General features: G+C 66.4%; 22 protein-coding genes. 11 read left to right on the top strand and 11 right to left on the bottom strand.

All coding sequences use genetic code 11. The features are described 5' to 3' along the window. The first annotated feature begins 39 nt into the window (after positions 1 to 39). A complete protein-coding gene (gene adh, locus NP3_RS04875; RefSeq protein WP_063038272.1) occupies positions 40 to 1,563 on the top strand; it encodes an aldehyde dehydrogenase in 1,524 nt (507 codons plus the stop codon). Next, a complete protein-coding gene (locus tag NP3_RS04880) occupies positions 1,563 to 2,105 on the top strand; it encodes a DUF779 domain-containing protein (protein WP_063038124.1) in 543 nt (180 codons plus the stop codon). Before adh ends, NP3_RS04880 begins: the two co-directional genes overlap by 1 nt. A gap of 34 nt (positions 2,106 to 2,139) precedes the next feature. Here the strand turns inward: NP3_RS04880 and NP3_RS04885 are convergent, their stop codons facing one another. Next, on the bottom strand, positions 2,140 to 2,343 hold the full coding sequence (locus NP3_RS04885; protein WP_157124096.1) for a hypothetical protein: 204 nt from the start codon (positions 2,341 to 2,343) through the stop codon (positions 2,140 to 2,142). A gap of 92 nt (positions 2,344 to 2,435) precedes the next feature. Next, positions 2,436 to 4,148 (bottom strand): putative PEP-binding protein, encoded by a 1,713-nt coding sequence (locus NP3_RS04890; protein ID WP_063038128.1) that lies wholly within the window; start codon positions 4,146 to 4,148, stop codon positions 2,436 to 2,438. A gap of 146 nt (positions 4,149 to 4,294) precedes the next feature. On the opposite strand from NP3_RS04890, the gene NP3_RS04895 reads away from it, so the two are divergent. Genes NP3_RS04895 through NP3_RS04910 form a run of 4 tightly spaced genes read left to right on the top strand, consistent with a single transcriptional unit; the run spans position 4,295 to position 8,678 of the window. Next, positions 4,295 to 5,062 (top strand): DeoR/GlpR family DNA-binding transcription regulator, encoded by a 768-nt coding sequence (locus NP3_RS04895; RefSeq protein ID WP_063038130.1) that lies wholly within the window; start codon positions 4,295 to 4,297, stop codon positions 5,060 to 5,062. Continuing rightward, on the top strand, positions 5,059 to 6,009 hold the full coding sequence (locus NP3_RS04900) for a 1-phosphofructokinase family hexose kinase (RefSeq protein ID WP_063038132.1): 951 nt from the start codon (positions 5,059 to 5,061) through the stop codon (positions 6,007 to 6,009). Before NP3_RS04895 ends, NP3_RS04900 begins: the two co-directional genes overlap by 4 nt. An 11-nt stretch (positions 6,010 to 6,020) precedes the next feature. Continuing rightward, positions 6,021 to 8,390: a PTS fructose transporter subunit IIABC gene (locus NP3_RS04905; RefSeq protein WP_063038134.1), complete on the top strand. Its 2,370-nt coding sequence runs from the start codon at positions 6,021 to 6,023 to the stop codon at positions 8,388 to 8,390. A gap of 30 nt (positions 8,391 to 8,420) precedes the next feature. Then, entirely contained in the window at positions 8,421 to 8,678 is a 258-nt protein-coding gene (locus NP3_RS04910) for an HPr family phosphocarrier protein (protein WP_063038136.1), read from the top strand. A 119-nt stretch (positions 8,679 to 8,797) separates the two neighbouring features. Here the strand turns inward: NP3_RS04910 and NP3_RS04915 are convergent, their stop codons facing one another. Further along, positions 8,798 to 9,493 carry a winged helix-turn-helix transcriptional regulator gene (locus NP3_RS04915; protein WP_063038139.1) on the bottom strand — a complete coding sequence of 232 codons (696 nt, stop codon included), beginning with the start codon at positions 9,491 to 9,493 and terminating at the stop codon, positions 8,798 to 8,800. 104 nt (positions 9,494 to 9,597) lie between these two features. Here NP3_RS04915 and NP3_RS04920 point away from each other — a divergent pair, with 104 nt between their 5' ends. Continuing rightward, positions 9,598 to 10,026, top strand: a complete 429-nt coding sequence (locus NP3_RS04920) for an organic hydroperoxide resistance protein (RefSeq protein ID WP_063038141.1) — start codon at positions 9,598 to 9,600, stop codon at positions 10,024 to 10,026. 137 nt (positions 10,027 to 10,163) lie between these two features. On the opposite strand, the gene NP3_RS47640 is transcribed toward NP3_RS04920, so the two are convergent. Continuing rightward, the gene (locus NP3_RS47640) at positions 10,164 to 10,310 is read right to left on the bottom strand and encodes a hypothetical protein (RefSeq protein WP_157124098.1); all 147 of its coding nucleotides are present in this window, start codon (positions 10,308 to 10,310) and stop codon (positions 10,164 to 10,166) included. A 276-nt stretch (positions 10,311 to 10,586) separates the two neighbouring features. On the opposite strand from NP3_RS47640, the gene NP3_RS04925 reads away from it, so the two are divergent. From NP3_RS04925 to NP3_RS04935, 3 genes are all read left to right on the top strand, one after another. Further along, positions 10,587 to 11,147: a hypothetical protein gene (locus tag NP3_RS04925; protein WP_157124100.1), complete on the top strand. Its 561-nt coding sequence runs from the start codon at positions 10,587 to 10,589 to the stop codon at positions 11,145 to 11,147. A 64-nt stretch (positions 11,148 to 11,211) separates the two neighbouring features. Next, entirely contained in the window at positions 11,212 to 12,099 is an 888-nt protein-coding gene (locus NP3_RS04930) for an aromatic prenyltransferase (RefSeq protein ID WP_169814443.1), read from the top strand. Positions 12,100 to 12,231: 132 nt separating this feature from the next. Further along, on the top strand, positions 12,232 to 14,412 hold the full coding sequence (locus NP3_RS04935) for a hypothetical protein (protein WP_245720815.1): 2,181 nt from the start codon (positions 12,232 to 12,234) through the stop codon (positions 14,410 to 14,412). A gap of 54 nt (positions 14,413 to 14,466) precedes the next feature. Here the strand turns inward: NP3_RS04935 and NP3_RS04940 are convergent, their stop codons facing one another. The 5 genes from NP3_RS04940 to NP3_RS04960 all read right to left on the bottom strand — a co-directional run bounded on the left by NP3_RS04940 (position 14,467) and on the right by NP3_RS04960 (position 19,288). Further along, complete coding sequence (locus tag NP3_RS04940; protein ID WP_063038147.1) at positions 14,467 to 14,988, bottom strand: flavin reductase family protein; 522 nt, start codon at positions 14,986 to 14,988, stop codon at positions 14,467 to 14,469. Continuing rightward, on the bottom strand, positions 14,981 to 15,490 hold the full coding sequence (locus NP3_RS04945) for an NADPH-dependent FMN reductase (RefSeq protein ID WP_063038149.1): 510 nt from the start codon (positions 15,488 to 15,490) through the stop codon (positions 14,981 to 14,983). The genes NP3_RS04940 and NP3_RS04945 overlap by 8 nt, the downstream gene beginning before the upstream one ends. 23 nt (positions 15,491 to 15,513) lie before the next feature. After that, positions 15,514 to 16,722, bottom strand: a complete 1,209-nt coding sequence (locus NP3_RS04950; RefSeq protein WP_063038151.1) for an SfnB family sulfur acquisition oxidoreductase — start codon at positions 16,720 to 16,722, stop codon at positions 15,514 to 15,516. Further along, complete coding sequence (sfnG, locus tag NP3_RS04955) at positions 16,722 to 17,786, bottom strand: dimethylsulfone monooxygenase SfnG (protein ID WP_063038153.1); 1,065 nt, start codon at positions 17,784 to 17,786, stop codon at positions 16,722 to 16,724. Before sfnG ends, NP3_RS04950 begins: the two co-directional genes overlap by 1 nt. Before the next feature lie 128 nt (positions 17,787 to 17,914). Next, positions 17,915 to 19,288, bottom strand: coding sequence for a styrene monooxygenase/indole monooxygenase family protein (locus NP3_RS04960; RefSeq protein WP_063038274.1), 1,374 nt, complete (start codon positions 19,286 to 19,288; stop codon positions 17,915 to 17,917). Between the two features lie 124 nt (positions 19,289 to 19,412). Between NP3_RS04960 and msrC the strand changes: the two genes are divergently transcribed. Further along, a complete protein-coding gene (gene msrC, locus NP3_RS04965; protein ID WP_063038155.1) occupies positions 19,413 to 19,898 on the top strand; it encodes a free L-methionine (R)-S-oxide reductase MsrC in 486 nt (161 codons plus the stop codon). Here msrC and NP3_RS04970 read toward each other — a convergent pair. Next, positions 19,895 to 21,325 carry an LLM class flavin-dependent oxidoreductase gene (locus NP3_RS04970; protein WP_063038156.1) on the bottom strand — a complete coding sequence of 477 codons (1,431 nt, stop codon included), beginning with the start codon at positions 21,323 to 21,325 and terminating at the stop codon, positions 19,895 to 19,897. The two genes, msrC and NP3_RS04970, sit on opposite strands and share 4 nt — an antisense overlap. Then, positions 21,322 to 22,545, bottom strand: coding sequence for an acyl-CoA dehydrogenase family protein (locus NP3_RS04975; protein WP_063038157.1), 1,224 nt, complete (start codon positions 22,543 to 22,545; stop codon positions 21,322 to 21,324). Before NP3_RS04975 ends, NP3_RS04970 begins: the two co-directional genes overlap by 4 nt. Positions 22,546 to 22,582 lie beyond the last annotated feature (37 nt).

The raw sequence follows: 22,582 nt of genomic DNA on the forward strand, positions 1-22,582 counted from the left end.
ACACCTGACGTGAAAAGTCAGCAGATCGAGGAGCATTCGATGACCGTCTTCGCCCGCCCAGGCACCCCCGGCGCCGCCATGTCGTTCCAGACCCGATACGACAACTGGATCGGCGGCGAATGGGTCGCGCCCGTCAAGGGGCAGTACTTCGAAAATCCAACTCCCGTAACGGGTCAGCCGTTCTGCGAGGTCGCGCGGGGCACCGCCGAAGACATCGAGCTCGCCCTCGATGCCGCGCACGCCGCCGCACCCGCCTGGGGCAAGACCTCGGTCGCCGAGCGCGCCCTCATCCTCAACAAGATCGCCGACCGCATCGAGGAGAACCTCGACGCGCTCGCCCTCGCGGAGGCCTGGGACAACGGCAAGCCGATCCGGGAAACCCTGGCCGCCGATATCCCGCTGGCCATCGACCACTTCCGCTACTTCGCCGGAGCCATTCGCGCACAAGAGGGTTCGCTGTCGCAGATCGACGCCGACACCGTCGCCTACCACTTCCACGAGCCGCTCGGTGTGGTCGGCCAGATCATTCCGTGGAACTTCCCGATCCTGATGGCCACCTGGAAGCTCGCGCCCGCGCTCGCCGCCGGTAATGCGGTCGTGCTCAAGCCCGCCGAGCAGACCCCGGCCTCGATCATGTTCCTGATCGGCCTCATCGGTGATCTGCTGCCGCCCGGTGTGGTCAATATCGTCAACGGATTCGGTGTCGAGGCGGGTAAGCCGCTGGCCTCCAGCCCGCGGATCAAAAAGATCGCCTTCACCGGTGAAACCACCACCGGCCGCCTGATCATGCAGTACGCGTCGCAGAACCTGATCCCGGTCACGCTGGAACTCGGTGGTAAGAGCCCGAATATCTTCTTCAGCGATGTCCTCGCCGCCAATGACGACTTCCAGGACAAGGCGCTCGAGGGCTTCACCATGTTCGCGCTGAACCAGGGGGAGGTCTGCACCTGCCCGTCGCGCGCGCTCATCCAGGCCGATATCTATGACGAATTCCTGGCCGCGGCCGTAGTGCGCACCAAGGCGGTGCGGCAGGGCGATCCGCTCGATACCGAGACCATGATCGGCGCGCAGGCCAGCAACGATCAGCTCGAAAAGATCCTGTCCTACCTCGAAATCGGCAAGGGCGAGGGCGCGACGCTGCTGACCGGTGGCGAGCGCGCCGACCTCGGCGGCGATCTGTCCGGCGGATACTACGTGCAGCCAACGGTTTTCGCGGGCAGCAATTCGATGCGGATCTTCCAGGAGGAAATCTTCGGACCTGTCGTCTCGGTGACCTCGTTCGCGGACTACGACGAAGCCATCAAGATCGCCAACGACACCCTCTACGGACTCGGCGCGGGCGTGTGGTCGCGCGATGGTTCGGTGGCATACCGGGCCGGGCGCGATATCCAGGCCGGACGGGTGTGGACCAACACCTACCACCAGTACCCGGCGCATGCGGCCTTCGGCGGCTACAAGCAGTCCGGCATCGGCCGGGAGAACCACCGCATGATGCTCGACCACTATCAGCAGACGAAGAACCTGCTGGTCGGCTACGCGTCGAAGGCGCAAGGCTTCTTCTGATGGCCGCAGTCCCCCGGCGCGTGCGCGCCACCGCGGCGGCGATGGACCTGCTCCGTCGCCTCCGCGGGCTGCACGGCCCGCTGATGCTGCACCAGTCCGGTGGTTGCTGCGACGGATCGGCCCCGATGTGTTATCCCGCAGGCGAATTCATAGTCGGCGATCACGATGTGCTGCTCGGATTGCTCGATCTGCGTTTGCGGGTCGACGAGTTGCCGGTTACCGCGCCGGAGCCCGACGATATCGCGCCGGTGTGGATCTCGGGGCCGCAGTTCGCTGCCTGGCAGCACACCCAGCTCGTCCTCGATGTCGTGCCGGGTCGCGGGTCGGGATTCAGTCTGGAGTCGCCCGAAGGGTTTCGATTCCTCAGTCGCGGAAGGGTTTTCGACGACGGTGAGCTCGCTGTTCTGGCTGCGGCCGAACCGGTGACGGGCGCGGGCTGGGAGCGAGGGGAACGTCCTGCGATCTCGCGCGAACCACAGGTTGTCGCCGCGGCAGCCGATGCCTGCCCAGTCCCTGGTAGCGGATCACGGCCGTCGCCTTGACAGCTAACTTTTACTGGGGCCCGCCGCTTCCGGCTCAGACTCCGGTTCGCGGCTCGATCGCGACCAGGTCGAGCACCAGGTCCTGAAGCACCCGGCGCGTGGTGTGCGCCTGCGCGATCAGCGGTTCGGATGATTCCATCTCGGCTAGCTCGACCAGCTTGTTGACGACGTGGCAGACCGCAACGAGTCGTCGGATCGCTTGACGACGCTCGGCGAGATTCATGGTGTCGGTGGCCATATTCACCAGATCGCCGCAACCGCCCCGACCGTTTCGCTCGAGTTTGCTGGATCATGAAGTGGCACTCATGGCAATCGTTGCGCAACCATCGATCATCCGGCGGACTGCAGGGCGGCGCGGGCGGCGGTGCGGGCGCTGTCCGGGTCGGAGGTCGACAGGACGGCGGCCGCGGCGCGGTGGCAGTCGTCGAGGGTGACGGCGGAGAGCGCGGCTCCGACGGCGGCTACCGCGACACCGGCGGCGGAGAGCGAGCTGATGCCGAATCCGGTTAGGACGCAAGCCAATAGTGGGTCGGCGGCGGCTTCGCCGCAGACGCCGACGGGCTTGTGCGCGGTCGCACCGGCAGCCGCGGTGCGGGCGACCAGCGCCAGGACTGCGGGTTGCCAGGGGTCGGTGAGTGCGGCGAGGTCGGCGGACATGCGGTCGGCGGCCATAGTGTATTGCGCCAGGTCGTTGGTGCCGATCGAGAGGAAGTCGACGTGTTCCAGAATTGCCTCGGCCAGAAGGGCGGCCGCGGGGACCTCGATCATGACACCGGGGACCAGTCCGCGCGCTCGCACCTTGGCGGCGAACGATTTCGCTTCGGCCGCAGTGGAAATCATCGGCGCCATGACCCACGGTGTGGGCGTGCGGTCGGCGGCGGCCTGGGCAATCGCGTCGAGTTGGCGGTCCAGGATTCCGCTGTCGCGGGCGGCGATGCGGATGCCGCGCACACCGAGCGCGGGGTTCGCTTCGTCGGCATGGTCGGCGAAACGCAGTGGCTTATCCGAACCGGCGTCGAGAGTGCGGATCACCACCTTCGACCCGGCATAGGCGTCGAAGACCTCGCGATAGATGTCCGCCTGTTCAGCGATGCTGGGCTCGGATTCGCGATCAAGGAAACATAATTCGGTGCGGAACAGGCCGATGCCCTCGGCCGGTTGTGAGAGTGTCGCGCGGGCTCCGGCCGCGTCTTGGACGTTGGCGAGAATCTCGACGCGATGCCCATCCGCGGTCGCGCCCGGACCGGTCCAGGCCGCCGTGCGCGATTCCTGTGCGCGATATTCGGCCACGGCGCGGGCTGCGGTTTCCGGGTCCGGACCGATGGCGACCTGCCCGGCCGCCCCATCGATCAGCACGTGCACTCCGGCTGGCACATTGTCGAGTCCGGCGATCGCGACCACGCACGGGATGCCGAGCTGGCGGGCGATGATCGCGGTGTGGCTCGTCGGGCCGCCGCGCGAAGTCGCAAGGCCGACAATGAGATTCGGATCCAGCCCGGCGGTATCGGCGGGGGCCAGGTCGTCGGCGAGCAGGATCGATGGCCTGGCGGGCGTAGGGATTCCCGGCTCGGGCACACCGGCCAGCTCGGCCACCACCCGGTCGCAGACATCGCGAAGGTCGGTGACGCGCTCGGCCATCAGCCCACCGAGTTTGGTGAACACCTCGGCGAACTGATCGGTGGCCGCGGTGGCCGCGACGGCGGCGGGACTGCCCGCGGCGATGAGTTTCTCGGCGGCATTGAGCCAGCCACGATCGGCCGCCATCGCGGCATTCGCGACGAGCACCTCCGCGGCCGCGCCGCTCGCGTGGTTGGCGCGCTCGCGCAAGCGCCGTGCAACCACCGATGTCGCGGCGAGGAAGGCCTCGTGTTGCGATGCCCGATCGGACTCGGCGACCGGTTCGGCACGAAGGTCCACGCGAATCCGCGGCGCCGGACGCACCGTTGGCGCGGCGGCGATTCCGGGCACCGCCGGGGTGCCGCGCAATGTCATGGCGCTGCGCGCAACCTTCACAGCGCCTGCGGCCTGCGGTGATCCGGACATTCGATTCCTCCTCCACGCCGATGTCGAGTGAGTGCGACCGATTACTCAGCTCGGCTCGTTGTGATCCAGACTACTCAAATCTCTTGACAAAGCAACACAGACGGGCATAAAACAACATAAACACACATTGCCAATCGGAGGACCGGATGTACGCAGAGGAGCGCCAGCAGGCCATCGCCGCCCTGGTCGGGCAACGCGGGCGCGTATCGGTCGCCGATCTGTCCGAGCAGTACGGGGTCACCACCGAAACCGTGCGCCGAGATCTGGCGGTCCTCGATCGGATGGGGCTGATCCGCAGGGTGCACGGGGGTGCGGTGCCCGCTGCGGCGCTCACCGCGATCGAACTCGGCACCACCGAGCGCGAACACACCCACGCCGCCGAGAAGGACCGAATCGCCAAGGCGGCGTTGGATTATCTGCCACCGACCGGCGGCAGCGTGCTGTTCGATGCCGGGACCACCACCGCGCGGGTGGCCGCCGCCCTGCCCGCCGATCGGGAGCTCGTCGCCGTGACGAACTCGGTGCCCATCGCGGCCCGGCTCAGTGGATTCGCCGGAGTGCGGCTGCATCTGATCGGCGGCCGAGTGCGGGGTGTCACGCAGGCCGCGGTCGGCGCGGAGGCCTTGCGAGTACTCGGCGAGTTGCGGGTCGATGTGGCGTTCATCGGCACCAATGCCCTGACCATCGGCCACGGACTGTCCACCCCCGATCCCGACGAGGCGGCGGTGAAGCGCGCCATGATCGCCAGCGCCCACCGAGTAGTAGTGGTCGCCGATGCGACGAAGGTCGGGCGCGAGGATCTGCTGAGCTTCGGTTCGGTCGAGGAATTCGATGTGCTGGTCACCGATACCGGGCTGCTCCCTTCGGTGCACAACGAACTCACCGAGTACGGCATCGAGGTGGTCACCGCATGATCGTCACACTCACCGCGAATCCCAGCATCGACCGCACCGTCAACCTGCGGGAACCATTGCGGCGCGGCGCCGTACTCCGGGCCGAGACCGCGCTGTCGCAGCCCGGCGGTAAGGGGGTCAACGTATCCCGGGTGATCGCCGCCGCCGGGTGCGAGACCATTGCGGTGCTGCCCGGCAATGCCGGTGATCCGTTGCTGCGCATGCTCACCGATGCCGATATCGAGCATCGCGCGGTGCCGTGCGCCACCCCGGCGCGCACCAATCTCACCGTCGCCGAACGCGACGGGACCACCACGAAGATCAATGAACCCGGATCATCGCTGTCCGCCGAATGCCTTGCCGCACTGGCGAATCAGCTCGATGCACTCGCGGATACGGCGAGCTGGGTCGTGCTGTCCGGATCCCTCCCACCCGCAGTTCCCACGGACTGGTACGCGTATCTGCTGCACCGGCTGCGCGACGTCCGGATCGCGGTCGATACCTCCGACGCTCCCCTGCTCGCACTGGCCGCCGAGCTGGAATCGGCTGCGCCGCAACTACTCAAGCCGAATGCCGAGGAGCTCGCCCAGCTCACCCACGGCGACCCCGCCGAGTTGGAGGATCCGGTCGCCGCCGCGCGTGCGGCGAGCACACTGGTCGCTCGCGGCGTCGGTGCCGTCCTCGCGACGCTCGGCGCGTCCGGAGCCGTACTCGTCACCGCGGACGGTGCGTGGCATGCCACCGCACCCGCCATTACCCCGCGCAGCACCGTGGGGGCAGGCGATTCCGCGCTGGCCGGATACCTGCTCGCCGATCTCGACGGGCTCGACGCACCGGATCGGCTGCGCCGCGCCGTCGCCTACGGCAGCGCCGCCGCCGCGCTGCCGGGGACCGGGCTGCCCGGACCACACCACACCGACCCCCGCGCCGTGGCCGTCACGACGTTGGAATCCCTGCACAGTCGCTGAAGGACACTGCGATGGCCCACTCCCCTGATTCGATCATCACCACCGAGCTGATCAGCCTCGATACCGACCTCGGCACCGCCAAGGAGACGGTGATCGCGACACTCGCCCAGCGGCTCACCGACAATGGGCGGGCCACCTCCGCCGAGGCGCTACGCGACGCGGCGCTGGCGCGCGAATCACAGTCCGCGACAGGGCTTCCCGGTGGGATCGCGATTCCGCACTGCCGGAATGCGGCGGTGACCAGTGCGTCGCTCGGATTCGCTCGGTTGGCGCCCGCGGTGGACTTCGGTGCTGCTGACGGGCCAGCGGATCTGGTATTCCTCATTACCGCGCCGGAAGGTGCTGGTGCGGAGCATATGAAGTTGCTGTCGAGTCTGGCTCGGGCGCTTGTTCGGCCGGAGTTCGTGCGGTCGTTGCGGGAGGCCGCGAACGCAGATGAGGTAGTTGCGTTGGTGACGGATGTGCTTGCGCAGAAGCCTGCGATGACGCCTAAAAAGGCTGCGACAGAGTCTGTTTCGAGTGACGCGGGTGCGTCCGCAGCTGCTTCGAACGGTACAGCCGTGACCGCGCCCGGCGGCGCACCCGTGGCCCACGCGGTTTCTGGTGCAGCCGCGTCCGGCGGCGTGTCCGCAGCCCAAGCGGCTTCGAACGGTACAGCTGGGACCGCATCCGGCGACACACGCGCGGCTCAGGCGGCGTCGAACGGTACAGCTGCGACCGGCGGAGCAACTGAGTCCCTGGCACGTTCGAACGGTGCGGCCGCACCCGCTGCGACCGACGGTGTATCCGCGTCCCAGGCGGCTTCGAACGCCGCTTCCGCCCCAGTAGCCGCTTCGATCGGCGCAACCACTGCGGCTGGAGTCAGCGCATCGCAGAGTGCGACCGACGGCGTTTCGGCTGACGAGTCGAGCGCGGTCGTCGGGCGAACAATCGTCGCGGTCACGGCTTGTCCGACAGGCATCGCCCACACCTACATGGCCGCCGACTCGCTCGTCGCCGCCGGTGACCGGGCGGGAGTCACGGTGCACGTCGAGACCCAGGGTTCCAGCGGCAGCACCCCGCTGAGTGCCGAAACCATCGCTGCCGCGAGCGCGGTCATCTTCGCCACCGATGTCGGGGTGCGCGGCCGGGAACGGTTCGCGGGCAAGCCGGTTGTCGAGTCCGGGGTCAAGCGCGCGATCAACGAGCCCGACACCATGGTCGCCGACGCACTGCGCGCCGCCCTCGACCCCGCAGCGGCAAAGGTCGCCGGATCCACACGCCCCGAAGGCGATTCGGCACCGGCAGCACTCGGCTGGGGTACCCGGCTGCGCCAGATCCTGCTCACCGGCGTCAGCTACATGATCCCGTTCGTCGCCGCGGGCGGCCTGCTCATCGCGCTCGGATTCCTGTTCGGCGGCTACGAAATCGCCGACCACGCCAAGAAGATCGTGCTCGACAACTCGCTGACCGCACTGCCCGACGGCGGCCTACCGACCTATCTCGGCGCGGTGCTGTTCCAACTGGGTTCGCTCGCATTCAGCTTCCTGGTACCGGCCCTCGCCGGATATATCGCCTTCGCCATTGCCGACCGGCCGGGTCTCGCACCAGGATTCACCGCCGGTGCGGTGGCCGTATTCGTCGGCGCGGGATTCCTCGGCGGCCTCGTCGGTGGTCTGATCGCCGGATTCGCGGCACTGTGGGTGGCGAAACTGCCTGCCCCGCAATGGGCGCGCGGACTCATGCCGGTCGTGGTCATCCCGCTGTTCGCGTCACTGATAGTCGGCGCGTCGATGTTCATCTTCCTCGGCAAGCCGCTCGCCGCGATCACCAGCGGACTCACCAACTGGCTCAACAGCCTCACCGGCACCTCCGCCCTCGCCCTCGGCGCCATCCTCGGCCTGATGATGTGCTTCGACCTCGGCGGGCCGGTCAACAAGGCCGCGTATTCCTTTGCCGTAGCAGGACTTTCGGTCACCGACCCAGCCTCGCTGCGCATCATGGCCGCCGTCATGGCCGCGGGCATGGTCCCGCCGCTGGCCATGGCATTGACCACTGCCCTGCGCCCCCGCCTGTTCACCACGGCCGAACGCGAAAATGGTAAGGCCGCATGGCTTCTCGGCGCATCCTTCATCTCCGAAGGCGCGATCCCCTTCGCCGCCGCCGACCCGCTGCGCGTGATCCCGTCGATGATGGCCGGTGGCGCGGTCACCGGCGCGCTGATCATGGCCACCGGAACCACCCTCAGCGCTCCGCACGGCGGCATCTTCGTCTTCTTCGCCGTCGGCCACATCGTCTGGTTCCTCGCCGCCCTCGTCGCGGGCACCGCGGTCGCCGCCCTCTGCGTCACCGCCGCCAAAGAATTCATCAAGCCACGCACCCCCGCCCTCGCCACCGCCTGAAATCCCCTCTCACCCAAGGAGAATCACCCCATGGCCAGCACCACGGTCACCGTCGCCTCCACCATCGGCCTGCACGCCCGCCCCGCCAACATCATCGCCGAAACCGTCACCGACTCCGGCGCCGATGTCACCCTGGCCCTGGTCGGTGGCGAGCCGGTCGACGCAGGCTCAGCCCTCATGATCATGACCCTCGGCGCCGCCTACGGCACCGATGTCATCGTCACCAGCGACGACCCCAATGCCCTCGAACTCGTCGCGAAACTCGTCGCCACCGACCTGGACGCCTGATCGGTCCAACCTGTTCATGCCGATTCCCTTGTCCCATGTGCTGCTCCGCGAACCTCCGCATCCACCGCGACGCAGTCGAAAGCGAGGTCATCGGATATGCGACAGCTCCAGCGGTGCAACTACGCGTGATCGGGACGGGGCAGGTCCACCTCGCGGGAACGCGGGGGTGGCAATCGGAAGAGCCCCTTCAGCCTGCGCAAGGCCTCCCTGTCGCCGGACGCCGACGCGGCACCGGTCTCGATCGCATCGGCGAAGGTCAGCCCATTGCTGGTCACGTCGAGGAACGCTTCCTCGCTGATCGTGATGGTCGCGTCAGGGTGCTGGGCAGGTCCGTGCAGAGCCTCGATCGTCCCGTCGTCGATCCGGGCGTGGAAGACCTCGTCGTCGATCCGGAACTCGTACACCGCGCGCAGACCGGCGGCGACCTCGGCATCGAAGCAGGCCCGTAGGCCGAGCACCGCCCACCCCGGATGGAACGTCTCGGACTCGCGCCGTTCGCCCATCGCCCACTTCAGACCCCATCGGGCCAGTCCCAGAATCGGCGCTCCGAGTTCCGCACCGGCCTCGGTGAGGGCGTACGCGGGGGTACGGGCGGGCGGCGGAAGCATGACCTTGTGCGCGAGCCCCTCCCGTTCCAGGTGCTTCAGACGAGCAGCCAGCAGACCGGTGCCGAGGCCGCGCAGACTGGCCTGGAGGTCGCCGAATCGCTTGGGCCCGGTCAGTAGTTCGCGGATCAACAGCAGTGTCCAGCGCTCGCCGACAAGGTCGAGGGTGCGCGCGGTCGCGCAGTACTGGTTGTAACTTCGCTGGTCCACTTCCTCATTCTAGACTCCGCACTTCCCGATTTTGAACTACCCATTGACTTCCTATTTTGAAAGTGCCAAGTTCATATACTGGTAGCCAAGGAAGGGAGTTCAGGATGACCGAGGCGCTCTACACGGCGGAGGCGCACGTCACCGGGGGAAGAAACGGCCGAGGACGTACCTCCGACGGACGGCTGGATCTAGACCTGCGACAGCCCAAAGAGCTGGGTGGGAACGGCGAGGGAACCAACCCCGAACAACTCTTCGCAATCGGCTACGCCGCCTGCTTCGGCACAACGCTCGCCCTGCTCGGGCGGCGCGGAAACCTCGAGGCGAACGACGCGGAGATCGACTCGTCGGTCTCCCTGATCCCGATCGACGGCGGCCGCTTCAAGCTCGGCGTCGAACTGCGGATCTCGCTGCCGTCACTCACCGGCCATCAGGCAATCGAACTTGCCGAGACGGCACACCAGGTCTGCCCATACTCCAACGCCACCCGCAACAACATCGATGTTGCCCTAGTGGTCAACGGCACTCGACTGTGAACCGCCCCGCTCCTCCCCGATGCGAGGAGCGGGCATCACACTCGACCGGCGACCTCCCCGAGCGCCGGGAGAATTCCTACACGCTCGGTGCCATGAGTTGGCGGCCCCGCCGGGGAGCTTGAAGAACTCCGGCGAGATCAGAACTGGGTGATCCCGCACCACGCCGCGAATCCGCGAATCGTTTCCGTGCTGCGGACGTCGTCGCGCGCCAGTTGCCGCACCGTCTCATGCACCTGGGGGTGGTAGCGGGTCTGTGTAGGCGCGGCCCTCTTCGCGATCCCCACATGCTCAATACCTCGGGATCTCCGGCTCCGAGCCGGTCCTCGATCCTCGAACGGCTCCCCTCGAGCAGCCGCTCGGCGGCAGCTTGTAACGACCTCGCTGGTCGAAGCTTCCAGTTTCCAGTTCAAAGCCACAGGCGGACCTACCGCAGCGGGGGGCGCACAGCAGGGACGCGTGACAGGCAAGCTCCGGTGAGACGCCGTTGAAATCGTCGTGAAACGCCCGAGGGAAAGGATTCTCTCTGCCGCCGCCGGTAACGCACAGATCAGGAGACACAGATGAAACGTTCCAGCACAACGGTTTCCGCGGTCAGGATGGCCGCAGTGGCCTTGGCCGCATCGGCAGTCACCAGCCTGGTCGGCGCCGCCGGGACAGCGCACGCGGAGTTCGCCTACTGGCTGATGTACAACCGGGGTACCGGCATGTGCGCGACGACCCAGGACGACCCCGCCAACGGAATCACCGGCACCGCCCGGTTCGCCCCCTGCGACGCCAACGATCGGCGCCAGTGGTGGCTGCGCGCGACCACCGGGTCGGACACTGTCGCCTTCAGCACCTACGAGGTGAACTCGAGAGGCCAACATCGGTGCATCGAAAATGCCTCGGGTGGTTGGGGTTTAGCCTTCCTCGGCATCTGCGATCAACAGAATTACAAACAAAACTTCACCGTCGAATACGTCCTCTTTCCGGACCACACCGGTACCGAGATCTACAAGGCCCAGCTCGATGACCGCAAACTGAGCGTGCCCTACGCCGCAGGCACGTCCTATGTCACCATCCGCAACGACTTCCCCAATGAAGACCCGCGCATGCAATGGGACAGGCTGTCCACTCCATGAATCCCGGCCACGAGATCATGCGAAGTGCTGCGATCGGGCCGACGTTTCCGCGACGATGAACCTCATGAGCGCAAGGACACTCGATCGACTCCGGAAGGATCTGCAAGAGTATGCGCGCCTGGCCGAGGTTCGCTACGACCCCGCGATCGCGGATCCGGTGCTGGAAACCCTCGCTGAGCTGTGGACCAGCTCCGTCGTCGGCGTGCGCACCACCACGCATCCGGTGCGTGAGCGCGACGTCAACGCCCGGGTGATGCACCGGGGCGGGCCGACCGAGCTCATCGAGAAGCTCTGTGCCGCAGGACTTCTCACCTACACCGGACATCCGATGGAGCAGTTGCTCGCCGAGATCGCGGCCGAGGTTCCGGTCAATTCGGGTGTCGATCTCGCCCTGGCCGGTGGGGTGCAGAAGATCTGGTTGGTCTTTCCCGAATTGCTCAGCGTGGAGCGGGTTCTCGGCTTCGCCGGGATTCCGGAGTCGGCACGTGCGCACGCCGACCATCTGTCCCGATATGGCGGCCGAATCGGGATTCTCGCAGTAGATTTCGACGCCCGCACGATGAACCTCTACTCGAACGTCTTCGAGCCCGGCCATCTCGCGCCCGCGGATATCACCGGGATCCTGGCCGAACTCGACTTCACCGCACCGACCGACACCGAACTCGCCCTACTCGCCCGCACCTTCAACCTCTACCGCACCTTCTCCTGGACCTCATCGCACATGGAGCGCATCTGCTTCCCGGTGCGCTGCGAACCATCGAGCTTCCCAACCCATCTCGACCCGGTCCTGGCCCGTTTCGTCGCCGAAGCCCCCTTCGCCGCCCCCGAAACCCGCGGCTTCGTCTTCTACGCCGCCTACGGCCCCACCGACCGCTACTACAAAGTCCAGGCCGAATACGCGGGCGTCCGCGCCGCCACCTTCCCAGGCGGAACCGCACCCCGCCCGACCTGACGAATCTGTTGCGGGCGGACCGGTCGGACGGCAGCTCGTCTTGCTCTGTTAACCCGATTCCGCTACGGTCCCGCGCTCGTGGGAGCAAGCGCGGTAACCGATTCACGAAGAGACAGATTTATTTGGGGGGCGGTGACCGCGATCGGGGTGATCGCCGGATATCTGGCGGTGTTGCTGGCGAACGCCAGGCATTACTACACCGACGACACCGAAGCGCAGTACGCGCCCATGTGGGTCGAACTCGGCACGCGGCTGCGGGAGGGACGTTTTCCCGCGCTCGTGCCGACGGAATGGATGTCGGGCAACTACTCCCTCGAAGAGGCCGGGCTCTACAACCCGCCCCAATTGCTGATCTATCTGCTCGCCCCATCGATGGACAACCTCGCGGTGTACGCAACGGCGGTCAAGCTGGTCTTCTCGATAATCGCCGCCCTCGGCGTATTCCGGATCTGTCGGGCCTACGGCGCGCGGTCGCAGTGGGCGGCGGTCGCCGGTGTCGCGTTTCCATTGAGCGGCTGGTTCCTGTTCTTCGACCAAGCCAGCTGGATGACCTCGCACACCGGCACCGCGTGGCTGGTGCACGCGTGGGCATCGGCGGTGCACTACGCGCGCGGCCGCAGCGGACCGATACCGGTCTTCGTTTTCCTGTACCTGGCACTGACCATCCAATATGCCTTTCCCGCAGTCGAATCCGGGTTGATAATCGCGATGGTGGCGATCGGCGAGATCATTTATCAACGACGCTGGGCGCCCTCGGCGCGACTCGCACTGGCGGCCGGTTGTGCCGTGCTCGCCGCCGCGGCGGCCAACCTGCCCGGAATTCTGTCCTCGCAGGCGACCTGGCGTGGCAGCGCACACATCCACAATGATCCGTTCCTGACGGTCCCGTGGTCGGAGTCGTTGAACGCCAGCCTGCCCAGCACCACACCGGCATTCACCGCGTGGTGGGGACACGTCCAGCCGTTGCCGATGGTCTACATCGCATGGTTCCTGATTCCGGCGCTGGCCTTCATCGACTGGAAGGCGGCCGCGCAGGCGGCATGCGATCTCAGCGGCGTCGCGTTGTTCGCGACCGCGGTGCTGATGTGGACCGCGGGCCCCGGCGCGATCGGCCCGCTGCGCTGGCCCGCCAGAGTGCTGCCGATGCTCGCCATCGCGCTGCTCGTACTGGTCTGTGTATTGCTCAGTCGCTATGGCAGTTTCGCGTCATGGCAGCGCCGCGGCACCGCCGCCGCCGTCTTGCTCGGGCTGCTGTTCGCGCGGTCGGTCTCGGCCGCGCCCGCGCTGGTGGTGCGCCATCTGCTCGCCGTCGTAGTAGTCGCCGCGATCGGCGCGGTGGTGGTGTGGCTCGCCTACACCAGGCGCACCGCGCTCGCCTGCGGGCTGTCCATCGCGGCGATGTTCCCGATCGCTTACGCCCAGGTGCGTGGCGCGCCGCCGACTCCGATGTCCTACGAATTCCCGGAGCGGCGTTCGGCGATGGCCGCCGCCTTCCCCGACTTCGACGGCGTCACACTGCAACTCGCCGATCGGGTGCTGGTGCACCCGGATGACCGGAGCCTGTCCGGCGCGTATGGATCGCTGGCCATCGGCAGCTACGCCAAGAATGTCGGCCTCGACTACGTCACCGGCTACACCCCCATCGGCCACGCCGCGTTCAGCGCGCTGCTGTGCCTCGCCTGGGACGGCAGCACCTGCCCGGACGCCTACCGACGCGCCTTCGCCACCGAACCGTCAACGGGCAGAACGATTGTCGACCTGATGAAGGTGGATCGGGTGGTGCTGCAACGCGCTCAGTATCCCGACGAGCGCGACCGGCCCGCGCCGCCCGGCTGGAAGTGGGTCGACTACCCGGGCCACGAACGCTTCATCTGGGTGCTCGAGCGGGAAAACGGTCTGCTGTCCACGCGCAACGGCGTGGTCGCCGACGCCAGGGGCGTGTTCGCCTCGTCCGCAACGAGCGACGATCTGACAAACCATATCCGGGTCACCTCGGTCGCGGGCGGCCGAGTCGTCTTCGCCCGCCTCGCCTGGCCCGGTTATCGAATCACGCTGAACGGCAGTGAAATACCGACGCGCGAGGTCGCGGGCAGCTTCCTTGCCGCCGACATCCCAGCGGGCACCACAGCCGCCGACCTCACCGTCAGCTGGCGCCCGCCGGGTTGGGAAATCAGCACCGCGACCACGGCGGGCGGCCTCGCTGGAATCGGTCTGCTCCAGTTGACCCATCAGCGCCTGCGCCGCCGCGACGCGATCACCGCGACCGACCGGTCCGCGGCGGAAGACCGGCAACTGGTCACCGTCAGCGTGTGAAGTCCCTCATCGGCATCCACGAACACCGCGACGCTCCCGAGTCGGTCGCAGCCCTCAGCTCGCGATCTCGGTGATCTCCCGGTGCGGATGCAGGCTGCGGAACTTGCTGCCGTGGAAGATCAGTGGTTCGGCCTCGGCGCGGGCGGCGAGCCGGTTGATCCGCAGGATGACCACCGTATGGTCGCCCGCGGGGATGCGGGCTTCGACCGCGCCCTCGATCCACGCCGTCGCACCGTCGATGAAGATCGCATCGGCCGCGCCGCGGTGCACATCCACATTGTGGAAGCGGTTGCCGTTGCGGTTGCTCAGTGCCCGAGCCGCGTGTTCCTGGTCGGTGCCGAGCAGGCTCAGCCCGAGGTGCGTGGCGGTATCCAGTTTCGGCCACGTCGCCGAGCTGTTCTGCACGCAGAACGACACCAGTGGCGGGTCCAGCGAGACCGGAACGAAGGTGCTCACCGCCAAACCGTATGGCGTACCTTCGATTTCGGCGCATACCGCGACGACACCGCTGGGAAAGCTGGCGAAGACACGACGTAGGCCGGAGCCGCCGGACGGAAATTCGAAGAGCTCATGCATGATCGGCCACTTTCGAGGCGAGAGCCGCGGCGACCGGGCGCCAGCGTTCGGTGTAGCGCTCGATGGCGCCGTCTTCGGAAAATGTGCTGTCCGACAGGTAGAGGCCGGGCAGTGCCGCCGTCGCGCCGAGTTCGACCAGCACCGGCTTGAGCAGCAGATCCGGGGCGAGTGCGTGCGCCGGGCCCGCGCCGAGCATGAGCGGGACCGTCACCACATCGGCCAGTCCGGTGCCGCCGTCGAACTGTTCGAGGAACAGCTTCAACAGACCGGTGTAGGTGGCCTTGAAGGTGGGACTTGCGAAGACCACCAGCTCCGAATCAGCCACTGCGCGAACGGCGGCCGCGACCTCGGGATCACCCCAGGACAGCAGGCTCGCGCCGAAGGAGACCAGATCGATCACCTCCGGTTCCACGTCCGGACGTAATCCCGCGGCGACCAGCGTCGCCGCGGTCAGGGTACGAGAGGCTGGCTTCGGATTCCCGACGACGACGGTAATTGTCACTTCCGTATCCTCTCCTCGCTCGATCAGATCACGCCGTGCAACGGTGGCGCGGTCTCGTGCAGTAATGCCCGGCCGATGTGCTGATATTTCCACCGGACCGGGTCGTGCAACGTGTGGGTTCGGGCATTGCGCCAGAAGTGATGCAGGTTCAGATCAGCTGCGGCACTGCGTGTTCCGCCGACCTCGAACAATGCGGCCGATACCTCGTTGGCCGCGCGATCGGCGGCCACCTTGGCCGTTGCCACGGCAAGTGATGCGGGAGCGACGAATTCGGCGTCACGAATCGCGGCGTCGACGGCCACACCGGCGGCGGTGAGCGTGGCCTCGGCGGAAGTCACGGCTACCGACAGCTCACCGAAACGCTGGATCAGCAGCGGGTCATCGATCGCCCTTTCGGCACCGGATTCGAACCACGGCCGACTCGAGGTGCGCACGAACTCCGTTGCGGCACCGAGTGCACCACGGGCGATGCCGGTGTCGATCGCCGCATGCAGCAGTTGGGCATAGGCACCGTATCCGGTGGGCGCGTGCACCGCCGCCGAACGGGCGATCAATTGATCTCGTTCGACGAGCACCTCAGCGAATTCGATGGTTCCGCTACCGGTGGTGCGCTGACCGATGCCGTTCCAGTCGTCGATGATTCGCACGCCCGGAGTATCAGCCGGTAGATACGCGATGTACTCCCCCGCAGGCAGTCCGCTGTGCCCCTGCGGATCGTCCAACCGGGTGAGCACCGCGAGCAGATCCGCGAAAAGTGAACCTGTACAGTAGAACTTGACGCCATCGATGCGGAATCGATTGCCCACCGGCCGCACTGTCGTCGCGATATCGGCGACAGTCGCGGTGCCACGTTCGGACTGCGCATTGGCAATCCGAGCACCCGCCAGCGCCTGCCCGAAGTAGCGCGTCTGCTGATCAGCGGCACCCGCCAGCCGCAACAGGTTCAGGTATATGAAGTGGCTGTGTGGAATCTGCGCGATATTCGGATCCGCGGCCGCCAGAATCCGCACCACCTCCGCCACCGCACTCGGCGCCAGATCCACGCCCCCGAAGTCCGCGGGCACGGTTATCGCGAGCAACCCACTCGCCGCGAGTCGATCCACCTCGGCGAAGGGCAGCTCGCGGCCGAGATCGCGGGCCGCCGCGCCGACGGCGAACTCCGAAGCAAGCTGTGCCGCAACCGAATACGCGTGTGCTGCGGACTCGATCCGATCGGCGGCGACGGCGGTCATCAGTGCCCCACAGTGGCGGGTGTGCGTGCGGCCTCCAGTTCGCGGACCAGTGGCAGCACCTTCGCGCCGAAGTACTCGACCTCCTCCTGGAAGTGCAGGAAACCGGCCAGAATCAGGTCGACACCGCGTTCCTTGTAGGCGACGATGCGCTCGGCGACCTGTTCGGGTGTGCCGATCAGCTTGGTGCGGAATCCGTCGTTGTACTGCACGAGATCTTCGAACGTCGAATCCGCCCACATCCCCTTGCGGTCTTTCGTGGACGCACCGGCCTGCTGCACCGCGTCCCGGAAGCCTTCCACCGCGGGCTTGTTCGCCTTCTCGATGATTTCGCGCAGGGTGTCGCGCGCTTCCTTCTCGGTGTCGCGGGCGATGGTGCGCAGTTCATCCAATTGTTCGGTGACGCCGTCGAAATCCTTGCCGTTGGAGAAGTACCAGTCGGCGTAGCGACCACCATTGCGGCGCGCCGCCGTCGAGTTCCCACCCTGGAACAGTTCGGGGTTCGGACGTTCGGGGGTGTTCAGCGGCTTCGGCTTCAGCGTGAAATCGCGGATGCGGTAGAAATCGCCGCCGTAGTTGACATCATCCTCTGTCCAGATCTTGCGGATCACCTCGAGGAATTCGGCGCTGCGCCGGTACCGTTCGTCGTGCTCGAGCCATGGCTCGCCGAGTGCGGTGAATTCCCCTGCGAACCAACCGGATACGACGTTGATGGCGAAGCGGCCATTGGAGAGGTGATCGGCGGTGGCGCCGAATTTGGCCAGCACGGCCGGATGCCAGAGTCCGGGATGGATCGCGGCGATGACCTTCAGCCGCTCGGTGGCACCGAGCAGCGCGAGGCTGAATGAAGTCGATTCGTGCTGGTATTCCGCACCGTAGGAGGCGGTGTAGCGGACCTGGGACAGCGCGTAATCGAAACCGCTGTGCTCCGCGGTTTGCGCCAACTTCTTGTTGTACTCGAAGTCCCAGCTGGTGCGCTGTTCGATATCGCTGGTGACCAGCCCCCCGCTGACATTCGGCACCCAGTAGGCGAACCGGATCTGATCGGCGATGTGCTCTGTGGTCATGCTTACTCCATTGGTGTCGGGGAACCGTCTATCGCCAGGAAGGGGCGCACCATGCGCCCCTTCCACTCCAGCACCGCAAGCCCACCGGCAGGAGGGTTTGAATCTGTGCGATCGGATCGGTGTAGCGATCAGGCGTTGGCGAGGCTGTATCCGGATCGGCTGAACCGACCGGCCGGAGTGAACCGTCCGAGCAGTGCCGCCGCATCCTCGCCGGTGATCCGAGTGATGAATTCGGCGGCCGCGTCGAGCGAATCGACACCGAGGAAAGGCTGCGGGCGGTGCAGCAGCCCGACGAGCGCACTCGCGAAGCGCGGTTCGACCGCGGCCGCGGCGAAGAGCTGATTGCCGATATCCGCCAATTCCGGATCGCCGAGGAACAATCGGGTGACCTTATTCGCCGCATCTCCGCGCGCGGCCAGGAATGCCGCGTACTGCGCGCCGATCCAGTCCTCGTCGAACGGACCCTCGTGCACGGCGGCCGCCGCGACCAGTCGCTGCGCCTGGATCAGCCCGCTCTGCGCACCCTGCCCCGCGATCGGGTCGTAGGCAACCGAGGTGTCGCCGAGCGAGGCCACCACATGGCCACCGGCAGTGCGCCCGACTCCGGACCGGACCACCGGCCGGACCGCACCTTTGAGCCAGGAATGCGGATCCTCTGTGATCACCCGGGTTTCGAGCACCTCGGGCAGATCCCAATCGATGAAATCGCGGTACAGATCCTGCACGATCCGATGCGCCGATTCGGCTGAATCCGCTGCGGCGAACCGGCTTTCCCATTCGCTGCCCGGCCGCGCCCAGCCGAGGAACGCCCAGCTCGGGCCCACGTCCTTGTGTAGATACGGCCCCCACCAGCCCTCGCCTTGCTCGGCGAAGATGGAGAAGCCGCTGTGCGCGCCACCGGCTCGGCTGCGGTGCGCGAAAACGCTTTCGTCGTGGCCGATCCCGGTCACGGTGACGGTGAGCAGCGACCGTTGCGGTGCGTCGTACGGTGTGCGTGTCCGGTCGATCGCGAAAAGGTCGGACAGGCCGCCGCGTCCGGTGGCGACCAGCGTGAGATCGGCGGTCGCGGCAATGGCGTCGAGTTTGTCGGGGGTTACCTGCTCGACGACGAAACGTCCGCCGCGTTCCAGGAACGCGGTCAGCCGTTCGTCGGCCTTCAAACGGGTATCGACCGCGACTCCAGCATATCCGTCGAAATGACCGTCGAATTGGATCAATTCCTCGCGCTCGGGTCCGGCGATGCGGACGCTGAGCCCGGTATGCCGGGGCGCGCGGCCGGTGTAGGTATCCAGGCCGAGTGCGGATTCGGCTTGTTGGGTCTCCCCGAATTCGAGCGCGGTACCGGTGGCCGGTACATCGTCGCGCAACGAACGCTGATCGCGGTCGCTGTAGAGCGTGACGTCGAATCCGGCGTCGAGTAATCCTAGTGCCGCAGTGACGCCGGTTTGACCGGCGCCGATTACCGCGGCCGAACGTGTGGAGCGGGAATTCTGCGATGTCATGCCAATCATGGTCCGTCCAGGGCCGCGTAGATTGCAGTGTTGCGATCATCGAGAATCAATGGGGTGACGTGGAATTCGCGATCGCAGTGCGCGCCACCGGTCGTGGCCGTTCTAGGATTCGGCCATGTCGTTCACTGTTTCCGAACTGACCGGTGACCGGTCCGAACAGTACCGTCAGCTCGTCGCACAAGTCGAGGCGCTGGTCGCGGGCGAGACCGACCGGATCGCGAATGCCGCGAATCTGGCCGCGCTCGTCTTCCATGCGCTCACCGAGGTGAATTGGGTCGGATTCTATTTCTACGACGGACAGAAATTGGTCGTCGGACCATTCCAGGGCAAACCGGCCTGCGTGCGCATCGCCATCGGCAAGGGTGTCTGCGGTACCGCCGCCGAGACCCGGGAAACGCAACTGGTGCCCGACGTACACACATTCCCAGGCCATATCGCCTGCGATGCCGATACTCGCTCGGAAATCGTGGTTCCGTTGGTGCGTGACGATGCCCTCGTCGGCGTCTTCGATCTCGACAGTCCGCAACCCAACCGCTTCGACGATATCGACAGGGAAGGCCTGGAATCCATCGCCCAGGCCTTCCTGAATTCGCTCGATTAAGTGACTGTGACGGTGGCGCCCGGCCGCGATACAGCATCGGGCAGCGCCGTCGACAATGCCCCGCCGACGCGATACTGAGCACCGGGGTGCTCTTGCGGCAACCGATCTCCTCTGTCGAACAAGGCGTTTCGCAGAGTGCCCGGTGTGTATTCCGCGGCGTAGGCGCCGCGCTCGGTGAGCACCGGAACCACATGGTGCACAATATCTTCGAAACTGCCCGGGGTGATGGCGTAGGCCAGGTTGAAGCCGTCCAGGTCGGTTCCGGCGACCCAGTCCTGCAGTTGGTCGGCAACCGTGACACCCGAGCCGACGAAAACCGGTCCCATACCGCCGATCCCGGCCCAGCGGCCGATATCGCGGACGGTCCATTCCCGGCCGTCGTCGTCGAATTCCTGGAAGGCGGCCACAGCGGACTGAATGGCATTGCTCTGCACTTGGCCGATGGGATCGTCCAGCTCATAGCTCGACAGATCAATGCCCATCCAGCCGGACATGAAGACCAGCCCGCCCTCGACGCTGGCGTAGGACAGGTATTCCTCGCGTTTGGCGTGCGCCGCCTCGTCGGTGGTGTCGGTGATGATCGTGGCCAGTGCGTAGATGCGGGCCGAATACCGATCCCGGCCCGCCGCCTCGAGTGCGTCACGGATGCGGGAAACAGTCTGTGCCAGAATCCGTTTCGAAGGCCCCGCGACGAATATCGCCTCCGCGTTCTCGGCGGCGAAGCGCACACCGCGCGGTGATGCACCGGCCTGGTAGATCACCGGCGTCCGCTGCGGCGACGGCTCCGAGAGATGGATACCCGGCACCTGATAGTGCGTACCCCGATGGCCGATGTGATGCACCTTCGCCGGGTCGACGTAGATGCCGTGCGCGGCATCGCGAACCACCGCGTCGTCCTCCCATGAGCCCTCCCACAGCTTGTACAGGACCTCCAGGTATTCGTCGGCCTGGTTGTAGCGCTCATCGTGGTCCAGCTGGTCGTCTGCCCCGAAATTCCGTGCGGCCGATGGCAAATAGCCGGTCACCACATTCCAGCCGATGCGCCCGTCGGTGAGGTGATCGAGAGTGGAAAGCCGACGCGCGAACGGATAGGGGTGCTCGAAGCCGGTTCCGGTGGTGATACCGAACCCGAGATGTTCGGTCACCGCCGCCATTGCCGAGACCAGCAGCAGCGGATCGGCCACCGGAATCTGGGCGCCCTGACGCAGCGCGGCAATATCGTTGCCGCCGTACACGTCATAGGTGCCGAGCACATCGGCGATGAAGATGCCGTCGAAACGCCCCTGCTCCAACAGCTTTGCCAACTCGGTCCAGTAGCTCAGTTCCTTGTACCGATGCGATTGATCGTCGGGATGTCGCCACAGACCGGGTGATTGGTGGGCGACGCAGTTCATATCGAATGCGTTGAAGCGAATGCGGCGCGTCACTGCTGCTCTCCCGTGGCGGGCGTGCGCTCACCCGCGCTCCACGCGAACGGCAGCTGGGTGCCGTTCAGCAGATAATCGCCGATCGCCCTCGCCTTTTGGATGGCCGGATTGTGCACCGAGATGGTGCGGGCATTGCGCCAGTGCCGGTCCAGGCGTAGCTGCTCGGAAACGACCGATGCGCCGCCTACCTCGAACAGCAGTGTGGTGGCAGGCAATACGAGATCGATGACCGCTAGCTGTGCCTGTGCGGCGGCGAGTTCCGCTGCCACGATGGACTCTTCGTCCTGCGCACCGCCCGCGAGCACCTTGTCGAGCACATCGGCGACGGCGAGCACAGTGGCTTCGGCAGCGAATGCGGCCGCGGAGAGTCGTCCGATCACCTGCTGCACCAATGGATCCTGGCGTGGCAGATCGGCGGCCGAATGGGTGTAGCCGCGGGTGCGTGCCGCCACCCATTCGCGGGCATCGCGCTCGGCTCGCTTCGCGATTCCGGCAAGCACCGACAGCTGGACCAGCTGTAGGTAAGAAGTCGCGTAAGTCGGTCCCGGCGCGCCGTAGCCGGGTCCGAGAATGCGCTCCGGCTCGACCGCGACATCAGCGAATTCCGTTGTACCGCTTGCCGTCAGCCGCTGCCCGAAGCCGTCCCAGTCGTCGTGCTGGCGAACGCCGTCGGCATTCGCGTCGACGAGTATGCCGACCCGCTCACCATCGCGATCGGCCGCCGCGAGGATGTAGTCCGCGTAGAGCGAGCCGGTGCTGTAGTACTTGGTGCCGTTGAGCAGCCACCGATCACCATCCTTGGTCAGCCGCGTGCGGTAATGGTCGACCGCGCCGACGCCCGGCTCGGTGATCGCATTGCCGACGAGCGTGCCCCCGGCCACGGCCTGCAGCCAATGCGCACGGTGCTCCCCCGGTTCGGCGAGCAACTGGTCCTCGACGAAGGAGAAGTGCACCCGCAACGCCTGCGGCAGATTCGATTCGGCGGCGGCCAATTCGATGAGCAACCGGAACAGCTGTCGCACCGTGACGCCGTAGCCGCCGAATTCGACCGGGACCCGCAGCGCACCGAATTTGGCCTCGCGCAGCCAGCCCACCTCCTCGAAGGGCAGCCGACGATCGATCTCGCGCTCGACCGCGCCCTGCGCGATGCGGTCGAAGATCGGTCCGAAGATCGCATCCAGGTCGGAGTCTGTGGTGGATTTCGCGTCGATGGATGTCATCACCCCACGATCGCGCGGACCCGATGTCAGCTCACCA

This window comes from Nocardia pseudovaccinii NBRC 100343, assembly GCF_001613225.1.
GTDB classification, from domain to species: domain Bacteria; phylum Actinomycetota; class Actinomycetes; order Mycobacteriales; family Mycobacteriaceae; genus Nocardia; species Nocardia pseudovaccinii.